This is a genomic window from Synechococcus sp. CS-1328 (assembly GCF_025128095.1).
GTDB lineage: Bacteria > Cyanobacteriota > Cyanobacteriia > PCC-6307 > Cyanobiaceae > CBW1002.
In genome coordinates this window covers 28,133-48,663 of the sequence record NZ_JAHLYT010000068.1, presented here as the reverse complement: position 1 = coordinate 48,663, position 20,531 = coordinate 28,133, and the positions used below count along the sequence as shown (strand labels likewise).

Genomic DNA, 20,531 nt, shown 5'->3' with positions numbered 1-20,531 from the left:
GTGGCCTCGATCCATTAGCGTTTTCAAACTGTCGAAAGCGGCAGTGGCATCGATGAACCAACTCGTGATCCGCCGATCCGCCATCCGATCAGCCTGCGGAATTGCCCTGGCCAGCGCTTAGCGTGGGCACGTCGATCCCGCAGCCATTCGAGCCGCAGCCCCAGGCTGCCGGTCTTGTTAATCCATTTCGGGACAGGCTGCTGCTGATCGATACCATCGACCGCAGTGCCGAGTTGATCAGCACGGTGGTTCCACTGCGGCAGCTCGAAGCCGCCTCCACTTCCGTGCCGTGGTGGCACTACGGATTCGAGTCGTCGTTCGGTGGCGTTGCGCTGGTGGCTGCCATCCTTCCCGCCTGTCATCTGCAAACGCAAGAGCACGATGGACTCACCGTTCTGCTGGGCTATGGAGGGGAGCAACGGATTCGCCAGGAGTCCTACGACTGGACCTGTCAGGCGGATGACTGCCTGATTCTCAACGGCGCCTCCTATTCCTGCGACACCACAGCGGTGAGCACCCTGCTGTTTCATCTGCGGCCGGAGCGGCTCCTGAGTACGGCCATGGTGATGAAAGGGCTGCAGCACGGCCCAGCAGCCTGGAAGGACCTGATTCAGCAGAGTCAGTGCAGGAGGCTCTCCGCCGATCGCGACGGACCACCGCTTCAGGCCCTGCTTCGCCAGGAGATCAGCCTGGTCAATCAGCTGGTCGATGCCAGTCCGGCGTTGATTGAACGCCTGCAGGTGGATGAGCGGATCTACCGGCTGATGGCGGCGATGATCCTGCCGGACTTGCTTCAGGACAGCCCCCTGGATCGACTCCACCAGAAGGATCTGCAGGGGCGCGATATATTTGATGAGATGATCGACTACATCAAACACAACCTCGCCGAGCCGCTCAACCTCACGATGTTGGAGTCGTATAGCCATTACTCCAGGCGCGCTCTGCAATATGCCTTCAAGGAGCGGCTGGGATGTACGGCAACCCAGTGGATCCGCAACCAGCGGTTGGATCAGGCGCGCCGTTTTCTGCAGAATCCTTCGCCTGGCGATTCGGTGGCTCAGATCGCCACCCAGTGCGGCTACCGCTCGCTCAGCCTGTTCAGCGTCGATTTCCAGCAAAGGTTCCATGTCAAGCCCTCCCAGTTGCTGCGGGAGGCCCGGGCCACTCGTCCGCCGCAGTCGCGCTGAGGGTCGCGGGCATCTGCTCTGTCAGGGGAGCCTGGTGTTGCCAGGTTGGATGGTGAAGGGAGTCGCGGCGTAGAACGGCAGTCGTTGTTCAGGCCCCGCTGCTGATGCCGTCCTTCGTGCTTGCCTTGCTGCTTCCTCCGCTGTCGGTTGCCGCGCCGGGAGCCGCCTTCGCCTGGTCGCTGGTGCTGGCAGGTGCCGTGGTGATCGCCAGCCTGATTCCTCTCGGGGCTGGCCGCAGCCAGGCCGATTTCAGCCTGGCGGATCTCTCGGCGCCGCGGGCGATGTTCGAGCGCTTGCCGGCCTGGGGGAAGCGGGCCCACTGGGCCCATCAGAACAGCTTTGAGGCCTTCGGCCTGCATGCGCCGGCCTGCCTGCTCTGCCTGATCCACGCCCCGTCGGTGCAGGCGGCCGTTCCCTGGATCGCCCTGGCGGCCTGGCTGCATCCGGCCGCCCGTTTGCTCTACATCGGGGCCTACCTCGCCGATCTGCCGCCCCTGCGCAGCCTCTGCTGGATCAGCGGCCTGCTCTGCACCGCGCTTCTCTATCTGGCCGGTCTGCAGGGGGTGCTGGCCGGCTGATGGGGCCCCGTGCCCTGCTTAGGTCTTGTGGTCTTGCAGACCCTTGAGGGCGGCGAGCAGGGAGGCGGGGCTCTGGGGGTCGACCATCAACACCGAGCCGCCTTGGGCCCGGGCCATTTCCTGCCCCATGGCCATCCAGTCCTTGGCCAGCAGCAGCCGCAGGCTTTCGGCTGCGGCGGGATGGGTCTCGATCACCCGGGCCAGTTCCATGGCCGCTTCTGCCCGGGCCGCGGCCAGCACCTTCTGCTGATTCGCCTGGGCTTCGGCCTCCATCACCAGCGCCGTCTTCTTCGCTTCAGCGTCGAGCACAAGGGCATCGGCGCGGCCCTTGGCGCCGTTGAGCTGGGCTTCGCGCTCCCCCTCGGAGCGCAGGATCGCCGCCCGCTTTTCCCGCTCGGCGGTCATCTGTTTTTCCATCGCCTGCTGCACCCCCTGGGAGGGCACGATGTCGCGCATCTCGACCCTGGTCACCTTGACGCCCCAGGGATCGGTGGCGGTGTCGAGTTCCTTGAGCAGCGCCTCGTTCACCTCCTGGCGGGTGGTGAAGGTCTGATCGAGGTCGAGCTTGCCCATCTCGGCACGGATCTGGGTCAGCACCAGGTTGACCATGGCCGCCTGGAGGTTGTCGACGCCGTAGTAAGCGCGGGCGTGCTCCAGCAGCTGCCAGTACACCACCGCATCCACCTCGATCGAGACGTTGTCGCGGGTGATGCACTGCTGCGGTGGGATGTCCAGCACCCGCTCCTTGAGCGATTCGTGGCTCACCACCTTCTCCACCATCGGCATCACGAAGGACAGCCCCGGTTTGAGCTGGCGGTCGTACTTGCCCAGGCGTTCCACCAGCATCGAGCGGCCGCCGCTGGTGATCTTGACGCTGCTGATCCCGAGGACCGCCAGCAGGGCCATGGCGGGCAGGGAGAGCAAGGCTTCCATCGGGGCGGTGCCACAGAGCTCCCAACCTAGGCAGGATGAGAGCAGCGACAACCCGTCCTTGGCCTCTCTGATCTGGCTTGCCATTGCCGGCGGCCTGCTGCTGCTGGAGCTGGCCGGTGCCGATTTCGACGGTTGGCTGGTGGGTGCCGTGGTGGCCCTGCTCCTTTCGATCCTCACCGCCCTCGTGCCCCTGGCGCCCGTGGTGCAGGGCCTGCTGGCTGCCGCCCTGGCCGGAGCTGGCTACACCCTCCTGTGGCGCTGGTCGCACCAGCGGCGGGGGCGGGAGTTGCCACACCAGCAGGCGCAGGAGACGGCGGAGGTGATCGCCGGCTTTGACCGGCAGGGCCAGGGCCGGGTGCGCTGGAACGGTCAGAGCTGGGCGGCCGAAAGCCTCGAGCCGGAGCGGCGCCTCGAGGCGGGTCAACAGGTGACCGTGATGGGACGGGAGGGCAACCGGCTGCAGATCCTGCCGCGCTGATCCGGCAGGCCCCTCAGTCCAGGCCCCTCAGTCGAAGAACAGCAGGCTCACCACCTTGCCCATGTCCTCGGCGACCCGGCAGCTGGCCAGCAGGGTTTCGCTGTCGTGGAAGGCGTAGCAGATCAGCTGATCGCAGCGGGTGATGATGTCCTGATTGCAGAGGCTGCTCGCCATCGGCAGGGGCAGCTCATCGTGCTCAGGCTTCTCAACCAGGTGCAGCACCCGATCCAGTTGATCGCGGGATTCGCTCGGCTGACGATCGAGGCTCTGGGGCAGCAGCACCGTGAGGCGGGAGGCATCCACCTCCAGCACGCTGCGGATCACCGCAGCATTGACCCCCTGGGCTCCGGAGGTGATCAGGTTGTGGCCCTCCTGGGCCAGGGAGCGGGCCACCACCTCCACCAGATGCACCGAAACCACAGGCAGATGGCGGCTGCCGAGGATGGCGATGCGCCGCTTGCTGCGGTCCTGGAGCATGGCCAGCTCCTGGGCCAGCGTGTCGATCCGGTCCATGGCCGGCAGATCAAGGGACCGGGTCACCAGGTGCTAATCGCCACAGTGGTTGGGGTGAAACTAGCAGCGATCCGGAGGGTTCCGGGATCGGGCTACACCGCCGCTGGACATTGCAGTCGGTCGAACAGCTGGCTGAAATCGCAGTGCTCCTCCACGAGGCGCACGGCGTAGGTGGCCTTGACCGACTCATGCAACCGCACATGCCCGAAGGCCCGCTCGATCACCTCCACGGTGGTGAGGGTGTCGTGTTCCACCTTCAGCAGCGGCACCTCCAGTTCCTCGGCCCGGTTGATCAGCTGCGGCAGGGGATCGCCGGCCCCGGTCAGGATCAGGCACTGGGTGCTGGCCTCCAGCGCCGCCAGCTGGATGTCGGTGCGGTCCGCCCCGGTCACCACCGCCATGTTGCGCCGCCGCCGGAAGAATTCCATGGCGGAATTCACATTCATCGCACCGATCGAGAGCGTTTCGACCAGCAGGTCGAGGCGATCACGGCAGCAGAGCACCTCGGCTTCCAGGCGCCGGCCCAGTTCCTCCACGGTGACGCTGCGCAGCAGCGGGCTGCGCGGCATCACCCCGTAGACCGGCATGCCCAGCCGCTCCAGGGCCGGTTGCACGTCTTCGCGGACCCGTGCCACCGCCTCCAGGGACACGGCGTTGAGCACCACTCCGGCCAGGCGCTCACCCAGCTGTTGCCGGGCCTGCAGCAGGGGGTCGACACTGCTGCTGTCGGTCCAGAGATGGACCAGCACCACGGACGCGTCGAGCCCCTCCGCAAGCTGGGGCAGGCTGAGGCCATAGAGCAATCCTTCGCTGAGGCTGCCGGCGGCCTCCAGCAGGGCCAGGCCGTCTCCGGATCCGATCAGGGTCTGGTGGAGCTGCTCCAGGGCCGGATCGCTGGAGAGATCGCCGCGCATCAGCCGGTCGCGGGCGTTGTCCGGATCGAGCACGGCCAGGGAGGGCAGCAGATGGTCGTCGTCGAGGTGCAGGGTGTCAGCGATGAAGCGCACGTCGGCATCGATCCCCGTGGCCCCCGGCTCGGGGGTGGTGGCCAGGGGCTTGCCGAAGCGGATCGCCACCCCCCGCTGCAGCAGCTGCCTGGCCAGCCCCAGCACCACGGCCGATTTGCCGCTGAAGGGTTCGCAGGAGCCGATCAGCAGGGGGGTGGGCATGACATGGCCTCACTGACCGAAGGATTGGCGGTCAATTTAGTCATCGTGCTTCAGGCGGTTCCTGATGGCGTTCCCTGCCCGATCAGCAGCCAGCGCCAGAAGCTGGCCGGCAGCACCTCCCCCTCCCGCTCCATCAGCAACGACAGCAACTGGTGGGTGGGGATGTTGAAGGAGTAGGAGATCGGCTGTCCATCGGGCCTGAGCTTGTCGGTGAAGCTGAGCGTGCAGCGGGCCGGTTCCAGGGGGGCCGGCTCCGCCTGCCAGCGCAGCACGAAGGCATGGGTGCCGCCGCCGCGCAGAGGCCGCTTGCCCTGAAATTCCCCCAGGGCCAGCTGACGCAGCGCCTCCTCCATCAGGGACTGGCGTCCGAGTCCGCCGCAATAGGGGGCGAACAGGGGCAGCAGGGCTGCGTCCAGCAGGGGGGTGGGCATCAGCCTCGAAGGGATCCGAACGTGCTGCGGACCATGCTGGCGCGAAACCCCTGCCCCGCGCCAGACCCAATGAGTGGCCCGTCTGCCGATCACCCGCCCCGCAGCCGCCCCACGGTGGCGATCACCGGCGCCAGCGGCGCCCTCGGGCAGGCCCTGCTGCAGGCCTGGCACTGCCGTGGCGCCGAGCTGCTGGCCCTCACCCATGGCACCGCGGAGTTGATGGTTCTGGACGCGGCCGGTAACGCGATTCCCCTGCGCCAGGTCAGCTGGCAGGTGGGGCAGGAGGAGGCGCTGGGCCCAGTGCTGGAAAGCGTGGATGTGCTCGTGCTCAACCATGGCGTGAATCTCTACGGTGCCCGCGACAGTGCCGCTGTCGCCACCTCCCTGGAGGTCAATGCCCTGAGCAGCTGGCGCCTGCTGGAGCTGTTTGCCCAGGTGGCTGAGCGGCGCAGCGCGGTTGATCGGCAGGGGCGACACCGCCCCGAGGTGTGGCTCAACACCTCGGAAGCGGAGATCCAGCCGGCCCTCAGCCCGCTTTACGAGATCAGCAAGCGCCTGCTGGGGCAGCTGCTCAGCCTGCGGGCCCTGGATCTGGCCGGCCAGCCAGGCTCAGGGCTGCGTCTGCGCCGCCTGGTGCTCGGACCGTTCCGCTCAGCCCTCAATCCGATCGGGCTGATGAGCAGCGGCTTTGTCGCCCGCGAGATCCTGCGCCAGGCGGACTGGGATCTGGGGCTGATCATCGTGACGCCCAATCCGCTCACCTATGTGCTGATGCCGTTGACGGCTCTGAGCCGCTGGCTGTATTTCAGGCTATGCAGCCGCCGCTCCTGGGACGCTCCGCAGCCCTGAGCGCCGTTCAGAAGTCGCGGTCGGTGAGGATCTCGCAGCCGTCGCTGGTCACCACGATGGTGTGCTCCCACTGGGCCGAGAGGCTGCCATCCACGGTCACCACCGTCCAGCGGTCGCGCAGGGTGCGGCAATCCTTGCTGCCGGCATTGAGGATCGGCTCCACCGCCAGGGTCATGCCGGCCCGCAGCTTCATGTTGGGCAGATCGCGGGTGCGGTAGTTGAACACCGAAGGCTCCTCATGCAGGTTGCGCCCCACGCCATGGCCGGTGTAGTCCTCCACCACCGCATAGCCGTGCGCCTCGACGTGATCCTGCACGGCGCCAGCGATGTCCAGCAGTGTGTTGCCGGCCTTGATGCGCGCCAGCCCCTGCATCAACGATTCCTGGGCGACGCGGGACAGGCGCTGGGCTTCCTCACTGACTACCTCGCCGACGCAGATGGTCACGCAGCTGTCGCCGTGGTAGCCGTCGAAGTAGGCACCGGTGTCCACCTTGACCAGGTCGCCGGCCTTGATCACCCGCTTGGGGCTGGGGATGCCGTGCACCACCTCGTTGTTGATGCTGGCGCAGATGCTGGCCGGAAAGCCGTGGTAGCCCATGAAGCTGGGCACCGCCCCCATGGAGCGGATGCGGGTCTCGGCATGGCGGTCGAGATCGGCGGTGGTCATGCCTGGTTTCACCAGCTCGATGATCTCGCGCAGCACCGTGGCCACGATGCGGCTGGCCTTGCGCATGGTCTCCACCTCGCGCGCCGACTTGATCTCAACGCCGCGGCGGCTCTTCTGAATCCGGGGCCCGGTCTGGGTGACCCCATTGGCGGCGGCGGCGGCCGTGGTGCTGGCCAGCAGATCGGCGAACAGATTCATCGGGCCATGCACGAGGCGTGATTGCAAGTTATCAATGGCGGGGATGTCACTGCCGTGGAGAACGATGGCGGGAAGGAACCCGGTGGCCCCACACCCCTCCCTGCTGGTGCGTCTGCGCCAGTGGCACGGCAGCCTGGCCCCGGTCGTGCTGGCGCCGCTGCTGCTCACGGTTGGCAGTGGGGTGGCCTACCGCGTGCTGCGCGACTGGGCCGGCTGGGACCGGGATCGGGCCCACCTGCTGATGGTGCTGCACGAGGGCGAATGGCTGCGCCACTGGTTCGGTCCCCATGGTGAAACCGTCTACGTGGTGCTGAATGGCCTGGGGCTGGCCTCGATGCTGCTCAGCGGTGCGGCCATGGCCTTCCAGCGCCTGCAGCGCCAATGGCAAAAGCTGCGTCAGGGCGTTGCTCAGGGCTGATTCCAGGGGGCTGAGGACCGAGGTCGACCCGTGAGAAGGTAATCTCCTTGTTTGGCCAGGTGTCGCGGAGCTGGATGGCTGCCGTTACGGCACCCTTGGAACCGCAGGCTCCGGACTGCGATTCCTTGGAATCGCAGTTTCGGCTGCGAACGTGCCCCACGGACCTTCCGCCATCCCCAACCTCCGGACCACCCCCGAACACCGACCAGCCCGTGACTGAGACCGCAGTGACAGAGACCGCAGAGAACCAGGCTGAAGCGACAGCCGACGTGGCGGAAACCAGCGCCGTGGCCACCCCCGCTGCGGCGGCCGGAGCCACCACCGGCCGGCTCAGCCCCCAGGATCTGATCCGCGCCTTTGAGGCTGAGCAGCTCAAGAGCGATCTCCCCGACATCTATGTGGGCGACACTGTCAAGGTGGGCGTCCGCATCCGTGAGGGCAACAAGGAGCGGGTCCAGCCCTACGAGGGGGTTGTGATCGCCAAGCGCCACGGTGGCCTCAACTCCACGATCACCGTGCGCCGGATCTTCCAGGGCGTGGGTGTGGAGCGGGTGTTCATGCTCCACAGCCCCCAGGTCGCCTCGATCAAGGTGGAGCGCCGCGGTAAGGTGCGCCGTGCGAAGCTCTTCTATCTGCGAGACCGGGTGGGCAAGGCCACCCGTGTGAAGCAGCGCTTCGATCGCTGAGGTTCAGCCCTCGTTTCAACGGGGACATCGCCTTGCGCCGTTAGTTCAGTTGGTAGAACGCAGGTCTCCAAAACCTGATGTCGGGGGTTCAAGTCCTCCACGGCGCGTTCGATGTCCCCCCATGCCGTTTCGTCATCCAGAACATGGAGTTGGATCTACAGCCCGGCGATGTGGTGAAGGTGCTTGAATCTGCTGCCCTCGGCTGGGTTCGTGCTCGTGTGATCCGTGTCAAGTCGGGTGGCCGTGTGGTTGTCCAGAGTGATCAGGGTCGTGAATTCACGGCCCGCGGTAATCAGGTTCGCCTGATTGAGCCGGCAGGCTTCAGGCCCTGACAGCGTCTGAGTTTGAAGGCCGTATCTCCATCTCAACTGGCAGATGGTAGAGCGCTGTCTCAACTGGCAGTGCGCTGAGGATTTTCGTAGCAATCTCCTGGTTTGAGCCTGACACATCACTGTCAGGCTCAATTCGCCTTCACTGACTCAAAGTTTCTGCGGCTGAGGTTGTCATCCTCTTCCCATCCGCAGCTCTGCCGCCATGGCCGAGTCTTCACCGACTCCTGGCCCTGGTGGCTTTGCATTGCAGTACTGACGGTCTCCGACGAGAAACCGATCTCTGCCTTTCCAGGCCACGACATGGCTGCCGTCAGGTCTGGTCCGTGGCCGGTTCGGGTGCCGGCCTGCGGGGCTGCAATCGGTTGACGAAGGGACGGTTGAACGCCGATACTGATTTGGTCGGAGGGCGGAAACGTCACTGATTCGGCCACCACGTTCAGATTTGATCTTCGGTTTCAATCCAAAGGACTTCGATCCAGCGGACGTTTCCAAAGATTGCTGCTGTTGTAGGTTGCCTCTGGCCTGCCTTCTGGCCTGGCTGGGACTGTAGTTCAATCGGTTAGAGCACCGCCCTGTCACGGCGGAAGTTGCGGGTTCGAGCCCCGTCAGTCCCGTTTTTGATTCATCCGGAGAACGCCGAAGGTGACGGTACGGGTTCGTCTGGCTCCCAGTCCTACCGGCACGCTGCACATCGGCACAGCCCGAACGGCAGTTTTCAACTGGCTCTTCGCCCGGCGCCAGGGTGGCCAGTTTCTGCTGCGGATCGAGGACACCGACAAGGAGCGCAGCCGGCAGGAGTACACCGACAACATCCTCGAAGGCCTGGCCTGGCTCGGTCTGGACTGGGACGGGGAGCCGGTGATCCAGAGCGCCCGCCTGGCGGAGCATCAGATGGCCATCGAGCAGTTGCTGGCCAGCGGCCACGCCTATCGCTGCTACGCCACCGAAGCCGAACTGACGGCGATGCGGGAGCAGCAGGCGGCGGCCAGCAAGGCCCCCCGCTACGACAACCGCCACCGGGATCTCAGCCCCGAGCAGGAAGCCGCCTTCATTGCCGAAGGCCGGCAGGCGGTGATCCGCTTCCGCATCGACGACGCTGCCACGATCAGCTGGACGGATCTGGTGCGCGGTCCGATGCGCTGGGCCGGCAGTGACCTCGGCGGAGACATGGTGGTGGCACGCCGGGCCCCCGCCGATCGGATCGGGGACCCGCTCTACAACCTGGTGGTGGTGGTGGACGATGCCGCCATGGCGATCACCCACGTGATCCGCGGCGAAGACCACATCGCCAACACGGCCAAGCAGCTGCTGCTCTACGACGCCCTGGGGTTGCCCCAGCCGGTCTTCGCCCACACGCCGCTGATCCTCAACAAGGAGGGCCGCAAGCTCTCCAAGCGCGATGGTGTCACCTCGATCAGCGACTTCCGCGGCATGGGGTATGACGCTGTCGCCCTTGCCAATTACATGACCCTGCTGGGCTGGTCCCCGCCGGAAGGGATGGGGGAACGGTTCACCCTCAGCGAAGCTGCCGCCGTGTTCGATTTCGAGCGCGTCAACAAAGCGGGCGCCCGCTTTGACTGGGACAAGCTGAACTGGCTGAACGGCCAGATCCTGCATGCTCTGCCCGCCAGCGAACTGAGAGAGCAGCTCCTGCCGCTCTGGGCCGAGCAAGGCTGGATTCCATTTGCCCAGATCGAGATAGATCCGATCAAGTCGTCAGACCCGATCGAGTCAGATCCAATCAAGCCAGCACAGATTGCAGCGTCACAGAGTCAATCCTGGCAGCTGTCGCTTTGCGAGCTGATCGGCTCCTCCCTCACCTTGCTCGCCGATGGTGTGGACCAGGCCAAGCCCTTCTTCGAGCGGCCGGAGCTGGATCAAGCCGCGCGCGACCAGATCGGTTCCGCCCCAGCCCAGGCAGCCCTTGCCGCCCTGCTGGAGGCGCTGCGCGGCCATGGCGTCGAGGCCCCGCTGGAGGCGGAGCAGGCCCAGCAGCTGCTGGGTGCCGCCTGCAAGGCGGCCGATGTCAAGAAGGGGGTCTTGATGAAAAGTCTGCGGGCCGCCCTGTTGGGCAGCCTGCAGGGCCCAGACCTGCTCAGCACCTGGTTGTTGCTGCACCACGACGGCGAGGACGTTCAGCGCATCGAGCGCTGCCTCTGAGGTGCACGACCATCAACTGAGCCCCGATCAGCTGGCCCTGGCCTCAGGCTGAGGGTTGTGCGGTGGCCTTGCCGGCTTCTGCGTTGCCGCTCTGGGGATCACCGGCCTCTGGGGAGCCGACCTCGGAATCGACGGGGCTGATCAGCTGCAGCCGTTGGGCCAGCAGCCGGGCACTGAGTCCCTGCAGACCGACGGTCATCAGGATGGTGAGGAACACCAGCCCCTGCAGTCGGCCGGCCCCAACCACCCCTGCCTCCTCGAGGCGAATCGCGAACAGGCTGGCCACGGCTGCGGTGACGATCCCCCGTGGGGCCAGCCAGCTGAGCAGGGTGCGCTGGGGCAGGGTGTACCCCATGCCCCAGGTGGCCAGGCCAATCGCCACCGGACGCACCACCACCATCAGGGCCAGAACGCAGGCCACCCCGCCCCAGCCGAGCGGGCTCAGCTCCGCCCAGCTGACATCGGCCGCCAGCAGCGGGAACAGCATCGTGATCGCCAACTGGGCCAGCTGACGAATCAGTCCGTCGAGTTCCTCCGCATTGGTATCGGGGCGGCGCCCCACCACCACTCCGGCGGCCACGGCAGCGGGCAGGCCCGATTCGGGCAACCAGTGCTCACAGGAGGAGTACATCAGGAACAACACCCCCAGAGTGAGCTGCAGCCGCAGGCCGGCCCGGGAGCTGGAGGGCAGGCGCCTCAGGGCTTCGGCCAGCAGGGCGCCGCACGCCAGGCCCACCACCAACCCCACTCCGAGGCGCAGCATCAGGCCGCTGGCCACGGATCGCCAGCCCTGCAGATCGCCCAGCACCAGCTCGAGCAATAACAGCGCCAGCACCGCACCGATCGGTTCGAGCACCAGCCCTTCCCCCTCCAGAACCTCCCCCAGCGGGGGCATCAGACGGATCTGCCGCACCAGGGGGGTGACCACCGTGGGCCCGGTGGCCAGAACGATGGCGCTGAACACACTGGCCAGTGGCCAGCTCAGGCCAGCCAGCCAGTGGGCCGCCAGCAGGCCGCCCACCAGGGCGAGCACCAGGCGCACCAGCACGATCCGCACCACGAGCCACTTGAGCGCATCACCGGGCAGGCGCAGGTTGATGCCGCCGTCGAAGAGCACCAGGCTGACCAGCAGGCCCACCACGGTCTCGAGGCCGATGCCGAGATCGAGCGGTTCCACCAATCCCAGCCCCGAGCGACCGATCAACAGGCCTGCAGAGAGCAGCAGCACGACCCCCGGCAGGCCGGTGAGCAGGGCGATGGTCTGGGCCACGGCTCCGGAGAACACCGTGATCCCCCACAGCAGAGTCAGCCTGTCCGGAGTCATGACGGCTGCCTCTGGTGGAACTCAGTCATCCACCGATCCGAACTGGGGCTCGACCCGGATGCCGATCACGGCGCTGGGGCGTACCACCAGGTATTCACCCTCCAGTTCACCGATCGGCACATTCACAAAGGCGTCCGGCGCCGATGCGGTGAGCACGCTGCCGTACCACTGCTGGAAGGCCTCCAAGGTGCGGAAGTGGATCATTTCGCGCTGGCCGCCAAGAAGAAGCAGATGGATGGCATAGCGGCGGATGGTGCGGGCCATGGGGGCGTGACGCATCGGCGGTTCGGGACCCCAGGATGCCGCAACGGGGCCGGAAGGGCTTGCCGACCGCTGAATCTCGAGAGACAGGCAGCTGGCCACTTGCTCCTGGAAAGTCCATAGGCTTTCCCCAGTACCGCTCTGATCGATGCCGGCTTCCAGCGGCGATTCCACCCATGGGGCTTCTGATGGTCAGGAGTCCCGGCCCCGCCGGAATCGCCGGCCGCGCCGACGGGAGCTGCTGTGCCCAGCCCATCCCGACCAGCGCATGGAGGGCAACGGCCGCAAGTATTTTCTCCACCTGCTCAGCCCCGAGCAACTGCGCCAGCGCGGTATGAACGCCAAGCGGGCCAGGTTGGTGTTGCAGGCCTATCCGGTGCTGGTGTTATCGAACGAGTGGCTGGAGGAGCTGTTCTGCCCCGCCTGCGGCAGTTCACGCTGGTGCCATGTGATCCGAAACGAGGGTCTGGATCATTCCGTTCGCTGGGCAGCCCGGGACCTCTGGGAGCAGGTGGCCCACGTCGATCCTGTCGTGGCGAATCCAAGCGTGAGCGAATACAGCCGCCGCGAAGCCCGGCGCCACCGTGATCGGCGGGTCGATGGCGGTCGGTGGAGGGACGCCTAACCCGGAGGCTCAGGCCTTGGTCCAGAGGCAGACATTGGCTTGGCGGGGCCGCAGCCCCAGCAGCCACCCCAGCGTCTGAGCAGCGGTGGGGGGATGGGCTTGTCGCCAGGCCATCCAGTCCGCCTCGGTGGCCAGCTCGGCCAGGATCCTGCCGTCGGCATCCACGATCAGGCAATGACCGCCGCCGCTGGATCCGGTGATGGCGGTGTTGATTGCCTCCACCGGCAGGCGGCCGCTGGCCCCGCTGCGCGTGTGGGCCAGCAGCCTCAGATCCATGGTTCCGTAGCAAACCGCCGCCCGTTCCACCACGCCATCCGGCAAGGCCACAGGGGGCTTCTTCTGAGCGAGGGGCTCGGCCGGCCGGCGGGGGAGCAGGAGGGAGCCGCGTTGCAGCTGGGCAGGTAAGGCTCCGGCCGGATCAGGGCCGGGCAGCCGCACCAGACTTTCGATCGAGAGCAGGCAGGCCCAGCCCGCCAGGCCGATCAAGACAATCCGCCGCAGTGAAGAGGCCTTCCTCGGATCCTGCGTGCTCATGGCACGTTGGAGCGGCGTCGGCGCAGATGCCACTCCAGCAAGAGCAGGTAGGCCCCACAGACCAGGCTGCCGGCCAGCAGGGAGAAGAGCTGGGCGCCGACGCCACCGTGCCAGAAGGCGAAGCCGCGCAGGGCGGCCAGGAGACCAGGCCCCGGATCCTCCACGGTGAAGGCCAGCAGGGCGATGCGGATCCCATTGATCAGGAACACGCCGATGGTGGTCACCATGATCAGCGCCACGACTCCAATCCACCGTCCGCGGCGGGGCAATGGCAGCAGGATCAGCAGCGTCACCAGGCTTGCCAGGCAGAAGCTGAGCGTGCTGCGGCCCGTGCAGGTGCCATCCACCAGCAACACCTGGGCGCTCATCACGATCTGATTGCCCTCCGCAAAGGCGGGCTGGCCCACCAGCCAGAGCAGCTGGGCGCTGATCCGGGCCGTGGCCAGCGCCAGCGGTTCCACCGGCAGCAGCAGGTTGACCATCCCCTGGGCTGGAAGCAGCAGGCCAAGCACCGCCAACTGCCTCAGCACTGGCGCGCCCCAGGACAGGCCCACCAGCAAGGCCAGGCCGATCAGCGCCACTAAAGGCACCAACCAGAAGAGTGGGTCGTAGAGGCGGCCAGCGAAGCTCAGCACCAGCAGGCACCAGAGCACTGCCAGAACTCCGGCCCACCAGCGACTGGCAGGAATGGCGGCAAGAGCAGGTACGTTGCTTTGCTCGTCCTGCTCGATCAGCAGGGTGGCGCCGGCCAGCCAGGGAAGGGCGGCCATGATCGTGAAATCCGGGACACCGGCCCGGCCGGCCAGGGTGATCTGGCTGCTGGCCAGGCCGGCCAGCAGCGCCAGCCGGGCCAGCGCGATCATGGGAATGAGCCCTCGCTGGAGGCTTCAGCGGCTTCGACGGCCAGCCGGTCGGCACGGGCCTCGAGGATGCGATCGCGGGTGTCGATCAGGGAGCGGGGCCACAGCAGCGAGGCGGCCAGATGGAACAGGCCATAGATGAGGGCGCTCAGCCCCAGCCGCAGGGCCTGGCGGGTGAGATTGCCGCTGGCATCGGCGCGGCGACGGGTGCTCTGCTGGCGGAGGTTGGCTTCGGCACGATCCAGCAGCTCGGCGGCGCGAGTGCGCTGCGCCGCCAGGGGGCTGTCATCGGCGGCGGACGGTTGCTCCTGGCGCAGGGCTTCGAGCATGCCTGGCTGGTTGGCCATGAGCTGCCGCAGGCTGGAGCCATCGGAGGCCGCGGCCACGGCCTGGCGCAGCCGCTGCAGCCCCACCAGGCTGGTCTGCAACTCGGCCTCGAGCTGGCTGATGCCGCTGCGCTCCACCGCGAGGGCCGTGCCGACCACCGCGAGGGCGGTGAGCAGATACAGCAAGGCCGCCAGCCTCAGCAAGGGCCGCAACAGCCGCAGCAGGCGCCATTCCAGAAAGGCGGGCAAGGTGGTGCCGGTGAGGCCGAAATAAAGCAGAACCACGGCCACCACGGGCACGGTCGAGTTGCCGATCAGCTCGGCCAGAACGGCGAACGCTCGCTGGGGATCATGGAGGGGCAGCGGCAGCGTGGCACCGACCAGCGTGATCAGAAACGTGAGCAGCAGCGTGTAGGCGCTGAGGCGGGCCAGGCTGCGGGCCCGAGGTCCGCTGAAGTCCATCACCGCAGCTCCGTTGAACGGGAGGGTAGGCGCCACCCATCGAACGTCCATACAATCGTGCCAACCCGGACAGGCCATGACCAGCGGCGCCACGCCTTCGATCACGCCGCAGGCGGGTGTGGTGGCGTTGCCCCTGCCAGCCTTGGGGGAGCAGCAGGAGAGCGGGTTCCGGCCCCAGGATCTGCTGAAGGTGCTGCGCCGGCGCCAGCGGCCCTTCCTGATCACGCTGGTGCTGGTCTCGGCGTTCTTCGGGTTGAAAACCGTCTGGCAGCGTGTGGATGCACCCGTGTTCCAGGGTGGCTTCAGTCTGCTGATCAGCGATCCGATCAACCAACCGCGATCAAATACAGCGGGGTCCAGTGGCACTGACATCGCCTCGGTGGCCCTGAACGAGAGTCGGCTCGATGTGCCCACCCTGATTCGAGTGCTGGAGAGCCCTGCGGTGCTGGAGCCCGTGTACAGCCAGCTGCGCAAGCAGGATCCGTCAACACCCCTGCCTTCCGTCTCGGTGTCGCTGGTGCCGGCAGGTCCGAGTGCTCCGGGCTTGCTGGCTTCCGGGGTGCTGGCTGTGGATTCCCGCGGACGGGATCCAGCCCTGGTGCGCCGCGCGCTCGAACTGACCGAGAAGGCCTATCTCGACTGGTCACTGCAGCAACGTCGCGAAAAACTGAGCGAGGGGGTGCGCTTCCTCGATGAACAGGCGCCGGCCCTGCAGGCCCGCTTCAGGGCCCTGCAGAGCGAGGTGGAAGCCTTCCGCCGCGCCAATTCCGTGCTGTTGCCCGAGGAGGAGGCAACGGCCGTGTGGCAGCAGGTGAGCGAGCTGCGCTCCGAACTGGCCAGCCAGCAGGCGGAGCGCCAAAGGTTGGCGAAGCTGCGCGACGACGTGGCGGCGGGCCGTCTGACGGCGCGATCCTTCAGCAGTGGCGGCGGGGAGCGCCGCGGCGATGGTGACGCCAGCAGCCTCCAGGTCAATTTGCCTGATCAGGCCCTGCTGGAGAAGCTCAACGACCTCGAAGAGCAGATTGCCGCGGCCCAGGCCACTTATCAGCGCTCCTCGCCGTTCCTGCGCGATCTGCTCTCGGCCCGTGACCAGCTGCGCCCGGAGGTGCGGCGCAAGGAACTGGAGGCGATGAATGCAGCCATGCTGCAGATGGACAGCTCCATGGCCGTGAACAGGGCCAAGGTGGACCAGCTGGAAGCACAGTTCGAGAAGCAACCGGCGCTGCTGCGTCAGTACGCCGATCTCCAACGCCAGTTGCAGGCGGCCGAAGCCAACCTGGCCAGCTATCAGCGCACCCAGGAGCAATTTCAGCTGGAGATCGCCCAGAACAATGTGCCCTGGAAGATCATCGCCCCCACGGCGGTGAACACCAACCCTGTGGAACCCAACCTGGGCAAGGGTCTTCTCCAGGGTTTGCTGCTGGGCCTGGCGGCAGGCGCTGGGGTCGCTGTCTTGCGCGACCGGCTCGACCATGTCTTCCACAGCCCTGCCGAGGTGCGCAACGACCTGAAGCAGCCGCTACTGGGCCACATCCCTTACATCTCCTTCTTTGAGGGGGTGAGGGCAGAGAAACGCTTTCTGCTTCACGACCTCGACAATCAGCAAAGCGGCGTGGCTGGATACCAGCGCTTCCACTACCAGGAGGCCTTTCGCAACCTCTACACCAGCCTGCGGTTCCTGAGTACGGAAACCCCTGTGCGCTCCCTGGCACTGAGCAGTTCCCAGCCCTCGGAGGGCAAGAGCCTGGCGATCGTGCTGCTGGCCAAGACGATGCATGAGCTGGGCCGCAGGGTGCTGCTGGTGGATGCCGACCTTCGCAAGCCGCAGATGCACCATCGGCTTGGACTTGACAACGTCGAAGGTCTCAGCAACCTGATCACCGAAGACGGGCTTCACTGGAGAGACGTGGTGCAGACGGTGCCGGACTACCCGAACTGGGACACGATCACGGCAGGGCCACGACCGCCCGATCCACCACGCTTGCTGAGTTCAGCGCGGATGGGTGAGCTGGTGGCAGACATCGCTGCGAACGGCGGCTATGACCTGGTGCTGTATGACACACCGCCGGCCCTGGGCCTGGCGGATGCTTCCCTGGTGGCGGAACATCTCGATGGGATTGTGTTGCTGGTCAGCCTGAACCGGGTGGACCGTGCCTTGCCGGAGGAGGCGATCAAGCGGATCGCGGCCGCCGGTGCGCCGTTGCTGGGTGTGGTCTCGAATTCGCGGGTTCAGAGCGGAAGTCTCGATGGCATCTATGGGTACGGGTACGGCGGAACCGGTCGGAGCGGCTATGGCTACGGCGGATCAACGGCCGAGGCCGCGCTTGATCCCAGCACCGCCTATGCCTACTACCGCCACGGCCAAGGAGCAGATGTGCCGGCCCAACCCCGCGGCGGCATCATGACCCTGGTTCCCAATCAGACCAATCGTCGGCGCTGGACCCGGTCTCTGCGGCGGTGGATCGACAGTTGACCAAGCTCTTGATTTTTAGTATCTCAATGTTACTCAAGGGGTGGAAGTCTTCTGGTGGGAGAATGATTGAGCTGTGAGAACTGAGTCGATCAACCCCATGGCACTACGGCGCCAGCCTGCCCATCACATTGCTGCAAGGAAGCGTTCTGGCTGGAAGGCTAGCCTGCTCACGTTGATTGGGTGTATGGCTTGGGGTGTGAGCTCCCAGCAGCCTGTAAAAGCGATCACGATCACGATCAACAACTTTACGGATGTCTACAGTGTTTCGAATTGGACCTCTGTGCCCGGCACTGGCAGCATCAATACCTCTGGCGCTCCGAATCTGATTGCACTCACCAGCGGTAACAACGGCAGCGGGACTTTCAGTCAGACAACCTTTGGAATTATTGCTCAAGGTACTGGTACCATCAGTTTTCGGTGGCGCTACAGCACGTCGGACTCTGACGGGCCTGTATGGGATCCTTTTGGCTATTCGTTGAATTCGGTGTTTACCCAATTGACCAATGATTCTGGCGGCAACAATCAAAGTGCCACGATTTCGGTTCCGGTTGTGATTGGTGATCTGTTTCAGTTTACCCAGCGCACTCAGGATAATTTCTTTGGCAGCGCTACCACCAGAATTGACCGGTTCAGTGCTCCGAAATTTGTTCCAGCGCCTGCTCCTGCCTTGGCTCTCGTCCCCCTGCTCACAGCCGTGTCCGTTCTGAGGCGACGCTATCGCTCGAGCCACCCCCGCTGATGGAGGCGTTGGGTGCTCATAGCATCTCAAGTGTATAGACGGTTGGTCTTGTTGGTGCGAAGAGGCATGCTTTCGCTTCGGCAGGTCATTGCACTAGTAGGTGTATGTCTCGGAACAGAGAGACCTGCCTATGGGATTACCAATTGCCTTGAAAACGTTGCCGCTAGCTATGTCAGTGCAAGCGGCCTTCTTTTGGGTCTTCACCTTTATTGCATTTTTGGCTTGTTTGTCAGTCCATGCACGGGCTCGGTCGCAGTATCGGCTTTTTGATATCAATTTGGGCTTGATTATGTCACAATCAGTTAGCTTTAATGCTACTGATGATATTGGAGATCAAATTGCTGATTTTGTGTTTAGCAATGGTGATCCCTGCAATGGAGCCAATCGACGTGCATGCGTTGCGGGCTCGGTTGCGCTCAGTTTTAGTATCTCCACTCCTCTCAATGAGGTGGCTGGCCAAGCGGTGGGGTTGAGCCTTCCTGGTTCCTGTCATGGTCCTGCTAATTCTGGTCCTGGCTTGAGAGCATTCACAGCCATCTCGGGCTTGATTCGCGCTTTACCTTTACCCTCCTCAGCCGCTCTGGAGTTTCCTCTGGGAGCAGCGATTCACTACCGCCGCAAGCGAATGAAAGCCCTGTGAAGTTCCTGAAGTGTGCTGATCATCTTTGCTCAGATTACCTGCATCCCCACCTTCCCCTCCGGCAAGTGGCGGTAGATCAACTGGCGGTAGCGCTCGCTCACCAGCTCCGGGGTGGCGGTGCGCCGCAGGTGTGCCAAGCCGGCGGCTCCATGGGCGGCGGATCGGGTGGGATCGGCCATCAGCTCTCGGATCCAAGCCACCAGGGCGTTGGCGTCACCGTTGGCGAACCAGCGGCCGCAGTTGCTGCTCTCCACCAGCTGGTGAAGCTCTGAGCCGGGGGGGCTGATGGCGGCGATCGGGGTGGCGGCGGCCAGGTGGCCGTAGAGCTTGCAGGGGGCCACTACGCCCACCGCCTCGATCGACACACTGACCACCGCCAGATCGGCTGCCGCCAGGGATTGTGGCAGGGCTTCCGGTTCCTGATACGGAAGAAAGCGCACATTGCTCAGGTCCCATTCGCGGGCCAGCTGCAGAAGGCGCCGGTGCTGCGGACCATCGCCCACGATCAGGAACTGGATGGTTGGTTCGCCCTTTAGCACCAGGGCGGCGCCGAGCAGGGTCACCAGGTCGTGGCAGCGGCCCTGGTTGCCGGAATACATCACGCTGAAGCGATTCTCCAGTCCGTAGCGCAGCACAAACCAGTTTCGCTGCTTCGGCAGGGGCCTGATCCGTTCGGGATCGGCCCAGCTGGGGATCACGTGCAGCCGTCCGGCGATGCCGGGGGCCTGGCACAGCACCCGTTCGGCCATCAGTTCACTCAGCACCACCACCTCAGCCGCCCCCTCGAAGGCCGGTCGGTTGAGTTGCCGCCACAGCCGGCAGAGCCAGTGGTCGCCGGGAAGCACGCGCAGCTCCTCGAGGACGTCGGGGTAGAGGTCGTAAACAATCAGCAGGTAGGGCGTGCGGGTGAGGCAGTGCACCATCCAACCGAAGATCGGCAGGTAAGGCGGCTCAGTCGTGTAGATGATCAGGTCGCCGCGGCGCACATAGCGCAGCAGGCGCAGGGCGCTGCGCAGGCAGAAGATCAGGCTGTTCACAGCGCGACCGCGGATGCGACGGGGCCAGAAGCGCGAGGCACGCGTGCGCCGAATGCAGCGGTTGGGCTGGAACTCGATCCGCTCGGCGTCTGTGGCCGGTCCGGCATAAGCGGGCATGCCGGTGAGGATTTGAATCTGCAGACCCTCGGCCGCCAGACGTGCGGTGAGATCCTCCAGTAGCTGGCCGGTGGCGGCGTAGTCGGGCGGGAAGAACTGGCTCACCACCGTCACCCGACACGATCGGCTTCTGTTGCGATGCCAATCCAGGCGCTTGCTCAGTAGCTGGATCCGGGTTGGCCCTCTCATCGGAATCGCCGTCTGCCGCGCTCCTTGATCTGGAGAGTGAGCTGCGGCACGGGATGCAGTCACTGAACGCCTGAGAGTGGTTCTACAGCATTTCTACTCAGGCCATCGCTTCTGGCTCGTTTCTCGACCTGCCAGTGGAGCGGCTCGAGCTTCGCCAGCCGACAAGGCAGGCGGGATTGCCTTTCAGGCCAACCTGGGATGGTTGGGGCTGGACATCCTGCAGTACCTTGCCGAGCTGAGCGATTCAGCCCTGCTGGAGCAATAGCTGGAGGACATCGTGCTGCTGCTGCGCTGGAATCGGATGGATGGCGGCGACAGGGGCCAACGGCCTTGTTGCAGCAGAGC

General features: G+C 65.4%; 23 protein-coding genes and 2 tRNA genes. 14 read left to right on the top strand and 11 right to left on the bottom strand.

What is annotated here, in order from left to right:
- Positions 1–122 precede the first annotated feature (122 nt).
- Together KQ310_RS12510 and KQ310_RS12505 are read left to right on the top strand one after the other, a co-directional pair.
- A complete protein-coding gene (locus tag KQ310_RS12510) occupies positions 123–1,187 on the top strand; it encodes an AraC family transcriptional regulator (RefSeq protein ID WP_259722064.1) in 1,065 nt (354 codons plus the stop codon).
- A 104-nt stretch (positions 1,188–1,291) separates the two neighbouring features.
- Complete coding sequence (locus KQ310_RS12505) at positions 1,292–1,765, top strand: MAPEG family protein (RefSeq protein ID WP_259722063.1); 474 nt, start codon at positions 1,292–1,294, stop codon at positions 1,763–1,765.
- 18 nt (positions 1,766–1,783) lie between these two features.
- Here KQ310_RS12505 and KQ310_RS12500 read toward each other — a convergent pair whose 3' ends face one another.
- Positions 1,784–2,698: an SPFH domain-containing protein gene (locus KQ310_RS12500; RefSeq protein ID WP_259722062.1), complete on the bottom strand. Its 915-nt coding sequence runs from the start codon at positions 2,696–2,698 to the stop codon at positions 1,784–1,786.
- 58 nt (positions 2,699–2,756) lie between these two features.
- Here KQ310_RS12500 and KQ310_RS12495 point away from each other — a divergent pair, with 58 nt between their 5' ends.
- A complete protein-coding gene (locus tag KQ310_RS12495; protein WP_259722061.1) occupies positions 2,757–3,176 on the top strand; it encodes an NfeD family protein in 420 nt (139 codons plus the stop codon).
- Between the two features lie 27 nt (positions 3,177–3,203).
- Here KQ310_RS12495 and KQ310_RS12490 read toward each other — a convergent pair whose 3' ends face one another.
- The 3 genes from KQ310_RS12490 to ebsA form a co-directional block, all read right to left on the bottom strand.
- Entirely contained in the window at positions 3,204–3,716 is a 513-nt protein-coding gene (locus KQ310_RS12490) for a DNA-protecting protein DprA (RefSeq protein ID WP_259722060.1), read from the bottom strand.
- A gap of 65 nt (positions 3,717–3,781) precedes the next feature.
- Complete coding sequence (locus tag KQ310_RS12485) at positions 3,782–4,858, bottom strand: phosphotransacetylase family protein (protein WP_259722059.1); 1,077 nt, start codon at positions 4,856–4,858, stop codon at positions 3,782–3,784.
- Between the two features lie 50 nt (positions 4,859–4,908).
- The gene (gene ebsA, locus KQ310_RS12480) at positions 4,909–5,289 is read right to left on the bottom strand and encodes a type IV pilus biogenesis protein EbsA (protein ID WP_259722058.1); all 381 of its coding nucleotides are present in this window, start codon (positions 5,287–5,289) and stop codon (positions 4,909–4,911) included.
- A gap of 69 nt (positions 5,290–5,358) precedes the next feature.
- On the opposite strand from ebsA, the gene KQ310_RS12475 reads away from it, so the two are divergent.
- Positions 5,359–6,138 carry a short-chain dehydrogenase gene (locus KQ310_RS12475; protein WP_259722057.1) on the top strand — a complete coding sequence of 260 codons (780 nt, stop codon included), beginning with the start codon at positions 5,359–5,361 and terminating at the stop codon, positions 6,136–6,138.
- A gap of 7 nt (positions 6,139–6,145) precedes the next feature.
- On the opposite strand, the gene map is transcribed toward KQ310_RS12475, so the two are convergent.
- Complete coding sequence (map, locus tag KQ310_RS12470) at positions 6,146–7,003, bottom strand: type I methionyl aminopeptidase (protein WP_259722056.1); 858 nt, start codon at positions 7,001–7,003, stop codon at positions 6,146–6,148.
- Positions 7,004–7,085: 82 nt separating this feature from the next.
- Between map and KQ310_RS12465 the strand changes: the two genes are divergently transcribed.
- The 6 genes from KQ310_RS12465 (at position 7,086) to gltX (ending at position 10,599) form a co-directional block, all read left to right on the top strand.
- The gene (locus KQ310_RS12465; protein WP_259722055.1) at positions 7,086–7,421 is read left to right on the top strand and encodes a peptidase; all 336 of its coding nucleotides are present in this window, start codon (positions 7,086–7,088) and stop codon (positions 7,419–7,421) included.
- Positions 7,422–7,690: 269 nt separating this feature from the next.
- Positions 7,691–8,107 (top strand): 50S ribosomal protein L19, encoded by a 417-nt coding sequence (rplS, locus tag KQ310_RS12460; protein WP_259722111.1) that lies wholly within the window; start codon positions 7,691–7,693, stop codon positions 8,105–8,107.
- Between the two features lie 34 nt (positions 8,108–8,141).
- Positions 8,142–8,214: transfer RNA gene (locus tag KQ310_RS12455), tRNA-Trp, on the top strand.
- 36 nt (positions 8,215–8,250) lie between these two features.
- Positions 8,251–8,439, top strand: coding sequence for a hyperconserved protein Hcp (locus KQ310_RS12450; protein ID WP_006043540.1), 189 nt, complete (start codon positions 8,251–8,253; stop codon positions 8,437–8,439).
- 540 nt (positions 8,440–8,979) lie between these two features.
- A tRNA-Asp gene (locus KQ310_RS12445) sits at positions 8,980–9,053 on the top strand.
- 28 nt (positions 9,054–9,081) lie between these two features.
- On the top strand, positions 9,082–10,599 hold the full coding sequence (gltX, locus tag KQ310_RS12440) for a glutamate--tRNA ligase (protein ID WP_259722054.1): 1,518 nt from the start codon (positions 9,082–9,084) through the stop codon (positions 10,597–10,599).
- A gap of 43 nt (positions 10,600–10,642) precedes the next feature.
- Here the strand turns inward: gltX and KQ310_RS12435 are convergent, their stop codons facing one another.
- Both KQ310_RS12435 and KQ310_RS12430 read right to left on the bottom strand, forming a co-directional pair.
- On the bottom strand, positions 10,643–11,923 hold the full coding sequence (locus KQ310_RS12435; RefSeq protein ID WP_259722053.1) for a sodium:proton antiporter: 1,281 nt from the start codon (positions 11,921–11,923) through the stop codon (positions 10,643–10,645).
- A 21-nt stretch (positions 11,924–11,944) separates the two neighbouring features.
- Entirely contained in the window at positions 11,945–12,187 is a 243-nt protein-coding gene (locus KQ310_RS12430) for a hypothetical protein (protein WP_259722052.1), read from the bottom strand.
- A 145-nt stretch (positions 12,188–12,332) separates the two neighbouring features.
- Here KQ310_RS12430 and KQ310_RS12425 point away from each other — a divergent pair, with 145 nt between their 5' ends.
- Complete coding sequence (locus tag KQ310_RS12425; protein WP_259722051.1) at positions 12,333–12,809, top strand: hypothetical protein; 477 nt, start codon at positions 12,333–12,335, stop codon at positions 12,807–12,809.
- A gap of 9 nt (positions 12,810–12,818) precedes the next feature.
- Here KQ310_RS12425 and KQ310_RS12420 read toward each other — a convergent pair whose 3' ends face one another.
- From KQ310_RS12420 to KQ310_RS12410, 3 genes are read right to left on the bottom strand one after another with little or no spacing between them, the layout of a single operon-like run.
- A complete protein-coding gene (locus KQ310_RS12420) occupies positions 12,819–13,343 on the bottom strand; it encodes a hypothetical protein (protein ID WP_259722050.1) in 525 nt (174 codons plus the stop codon).
- Complete coding sequence (locus tag KQ310_RS12415) at positions 13,340–14,206, bottom strand: exosortase/archaeosortase family protein (protein ID WP_259722049.1); 867 nt, start codon at positions 14,204–14,206, stop codon at positions 13,340–13,342. Before KQ310_RS12415 ends, KQ310_RS12420 begins: the two co-directional genes overlap by 4 nt.
- Complete coding sequence (locus KQ310_RS12410) at positions 14,203–15,027, bottom strand: HpsJ family protein (protein WP_259722048.1); 825 nt, start codon at positions 15,025–15,027, stop codon at positions 14,203–14,205. Before KQ310_RS12410 ends, KQ310_RS12415 begins: the two co-directional genes overlap by 4 nt.
- A 40-nt stretch (positions 15,028–15,067) precedes the next feature.
- Between KQ310_RS12410 and KQ310_RS12405 the strand changes: the two genes are divergently transcribed.
- From KQ310_RS12405 to KQ310_RS12395, 3 genes are all read left to right on the top strand, one after another.
- Entirely contained in the window at positions 15,068–17,464 is a 2,397-nt protein-coding gene (locus KQ310_RS12405) for a polysaccharide biosynthesis tyrosine autokinase (protein ID WP_259722047.1), read from the top strand.
- Positions 17,465–17,561: 97 nt separating this feature from the next.
- Positions 17,562–18,203 carry a hypothetical protein gene (locus KQ310_RS12400; protein WP_259722046.1) on the top strand — a complete coding sequence of 214 codons (642 nt, stop codon included), beginning with the start codon at positions 17,562–17,564 and terminating at the stop codon, positions 18,201–18,203.
- A 130-nt stretch (positions 18,204–18,333) separates the two neighbouring features.
- Positions 18,334–18,843, top strand: coding sequence for a hypothetical protein (locus tag KQ310_RS12395; RefSeq protein WP_259722045.1), 510 nt, complete (start codon positions 18,334–18,336; stop codon positions 18,841–18,843).
- A 29-nt stretch (positions 18,844–18,872) separates the two neighbouring features.
- On the opposite strand, the gene KQ310_RS12390 is transcribed toward KQ310_RS12395, so the two are convergent.
- Positions 18,873–20,111, bottom strand: coding sequence for a glycosyltransferase family 4 protein (locus tag KQ310_RS12390; RefSeq protein ID WP_259722044.1), 1,239 nt, complete (start codon positions 20,109–20,111; stop codon positions 18,873–18,875).
- Positions 20,112–20,531 lie beyond the last annotated feature (420 nt).

Coding starts and splice junctions, on each gene's coding strand:
- KQ310_RS12505 (WP_259722063.1), top strand. CDS start 1,292: ATGCCGTCCTTCGTGCTTGCCTTGCTGCTTCCTCCGCTGTCGGTTGCC.
- KQ310_RS12500 (WP_259722062.1), bottom strand. CDS start 2,698: ATGGAAGCCTTGCTCTCCCTGCCCGCCATGGCCCTGCTGGCGGTCCTC.
- KQ310_RS12485 (WP_259722059.1), bottom strand. CDS start 4,858: ATGCCCACCCCCCTGCTGATCGGCTCCTGCGAACCCTTCAGCGGCAAA.
- ebsA (WP_259722058.1), bottom strand. CDS start 5,289: ATGCCCACCCCCCTGCTGGACGCAGCCCTGCTGCCCCTGTTCGCCCCC.
- KQ310_RS12475 (WP_259722057.1), top strand. CDS start 5,359: ATGAGTGGCCCGTCTGCCGATCACCCGCCCCGCAGCCGCCCCACGGTG.
- map (WP_259722056.1), bottom strand. CDS start 7,003: ATGAATCTGTTCGCCGATCTGCTGGCCAGCACCACGGCCGCCGCCGCC.
- KQ310_RS12450 (WP_006043540.1), top strand. CDS start 8,251: ATGGAGTTGGATCTACAGCCCGGCGATGTGGTGAAGGTGCTTGAATCT.
- KQ310_RS12435 (WP_259722053.1), bottom strand. CDS start 11,923: ATGACTCCGGACAGGCTGACTCTGCTGTGGGGGATCACGGTGTTCTCC.
- KQ310_RS12430 (WP_259722052.1), bottom strand. CDS start 12,187: ATGGCCCGCACCATCCGCCGCTATGCCATCCATCTGCTTCTTCTTGGC.
- KQ310_RS12425 (WP_259722051.1), top strand. CDS start 12,333: ATGCCGGCTTCCAGCGGCGATTCCACCCATGGGGCTTCTGATGGTCAG.
- KQ310_RS12420 (WP_259722050.1), bottom strand. CDS start 13,343: ATGAGCACGCAGGATCCGAGGAAGGCCTCTTCACTGCGGCGGATTGTC.
- KQ310_RS12415 (WP_259722049.1), bottom strand. CDS start 14,206: ATGATCGCGCTGGCCCGGCTGGCGCTGCTGGCCGGCCTGGCCAGCAGC.
- KQ310_RS12405 (WP_259722047.1), top strand. CDS start 15,068: ATGACCAGCGGCGCCACGCCTTCGATCACGCCGCAGGCGGGTGTGGTG.
- KQ310_RS12400 (WP_259722046.1), top strand. CDS start 17,562: ATGGCACTACGGCGCCAGCCTGCCCATCACATTGCTGCAAGGAAGCGT.
- KQ310_RS12395 (WP_259722045.1), top strand. CDS start 18,334: ATGGGATTACCAATTGCCTTGAAAACGTTGCCGCTAGCTATGTCAGTG.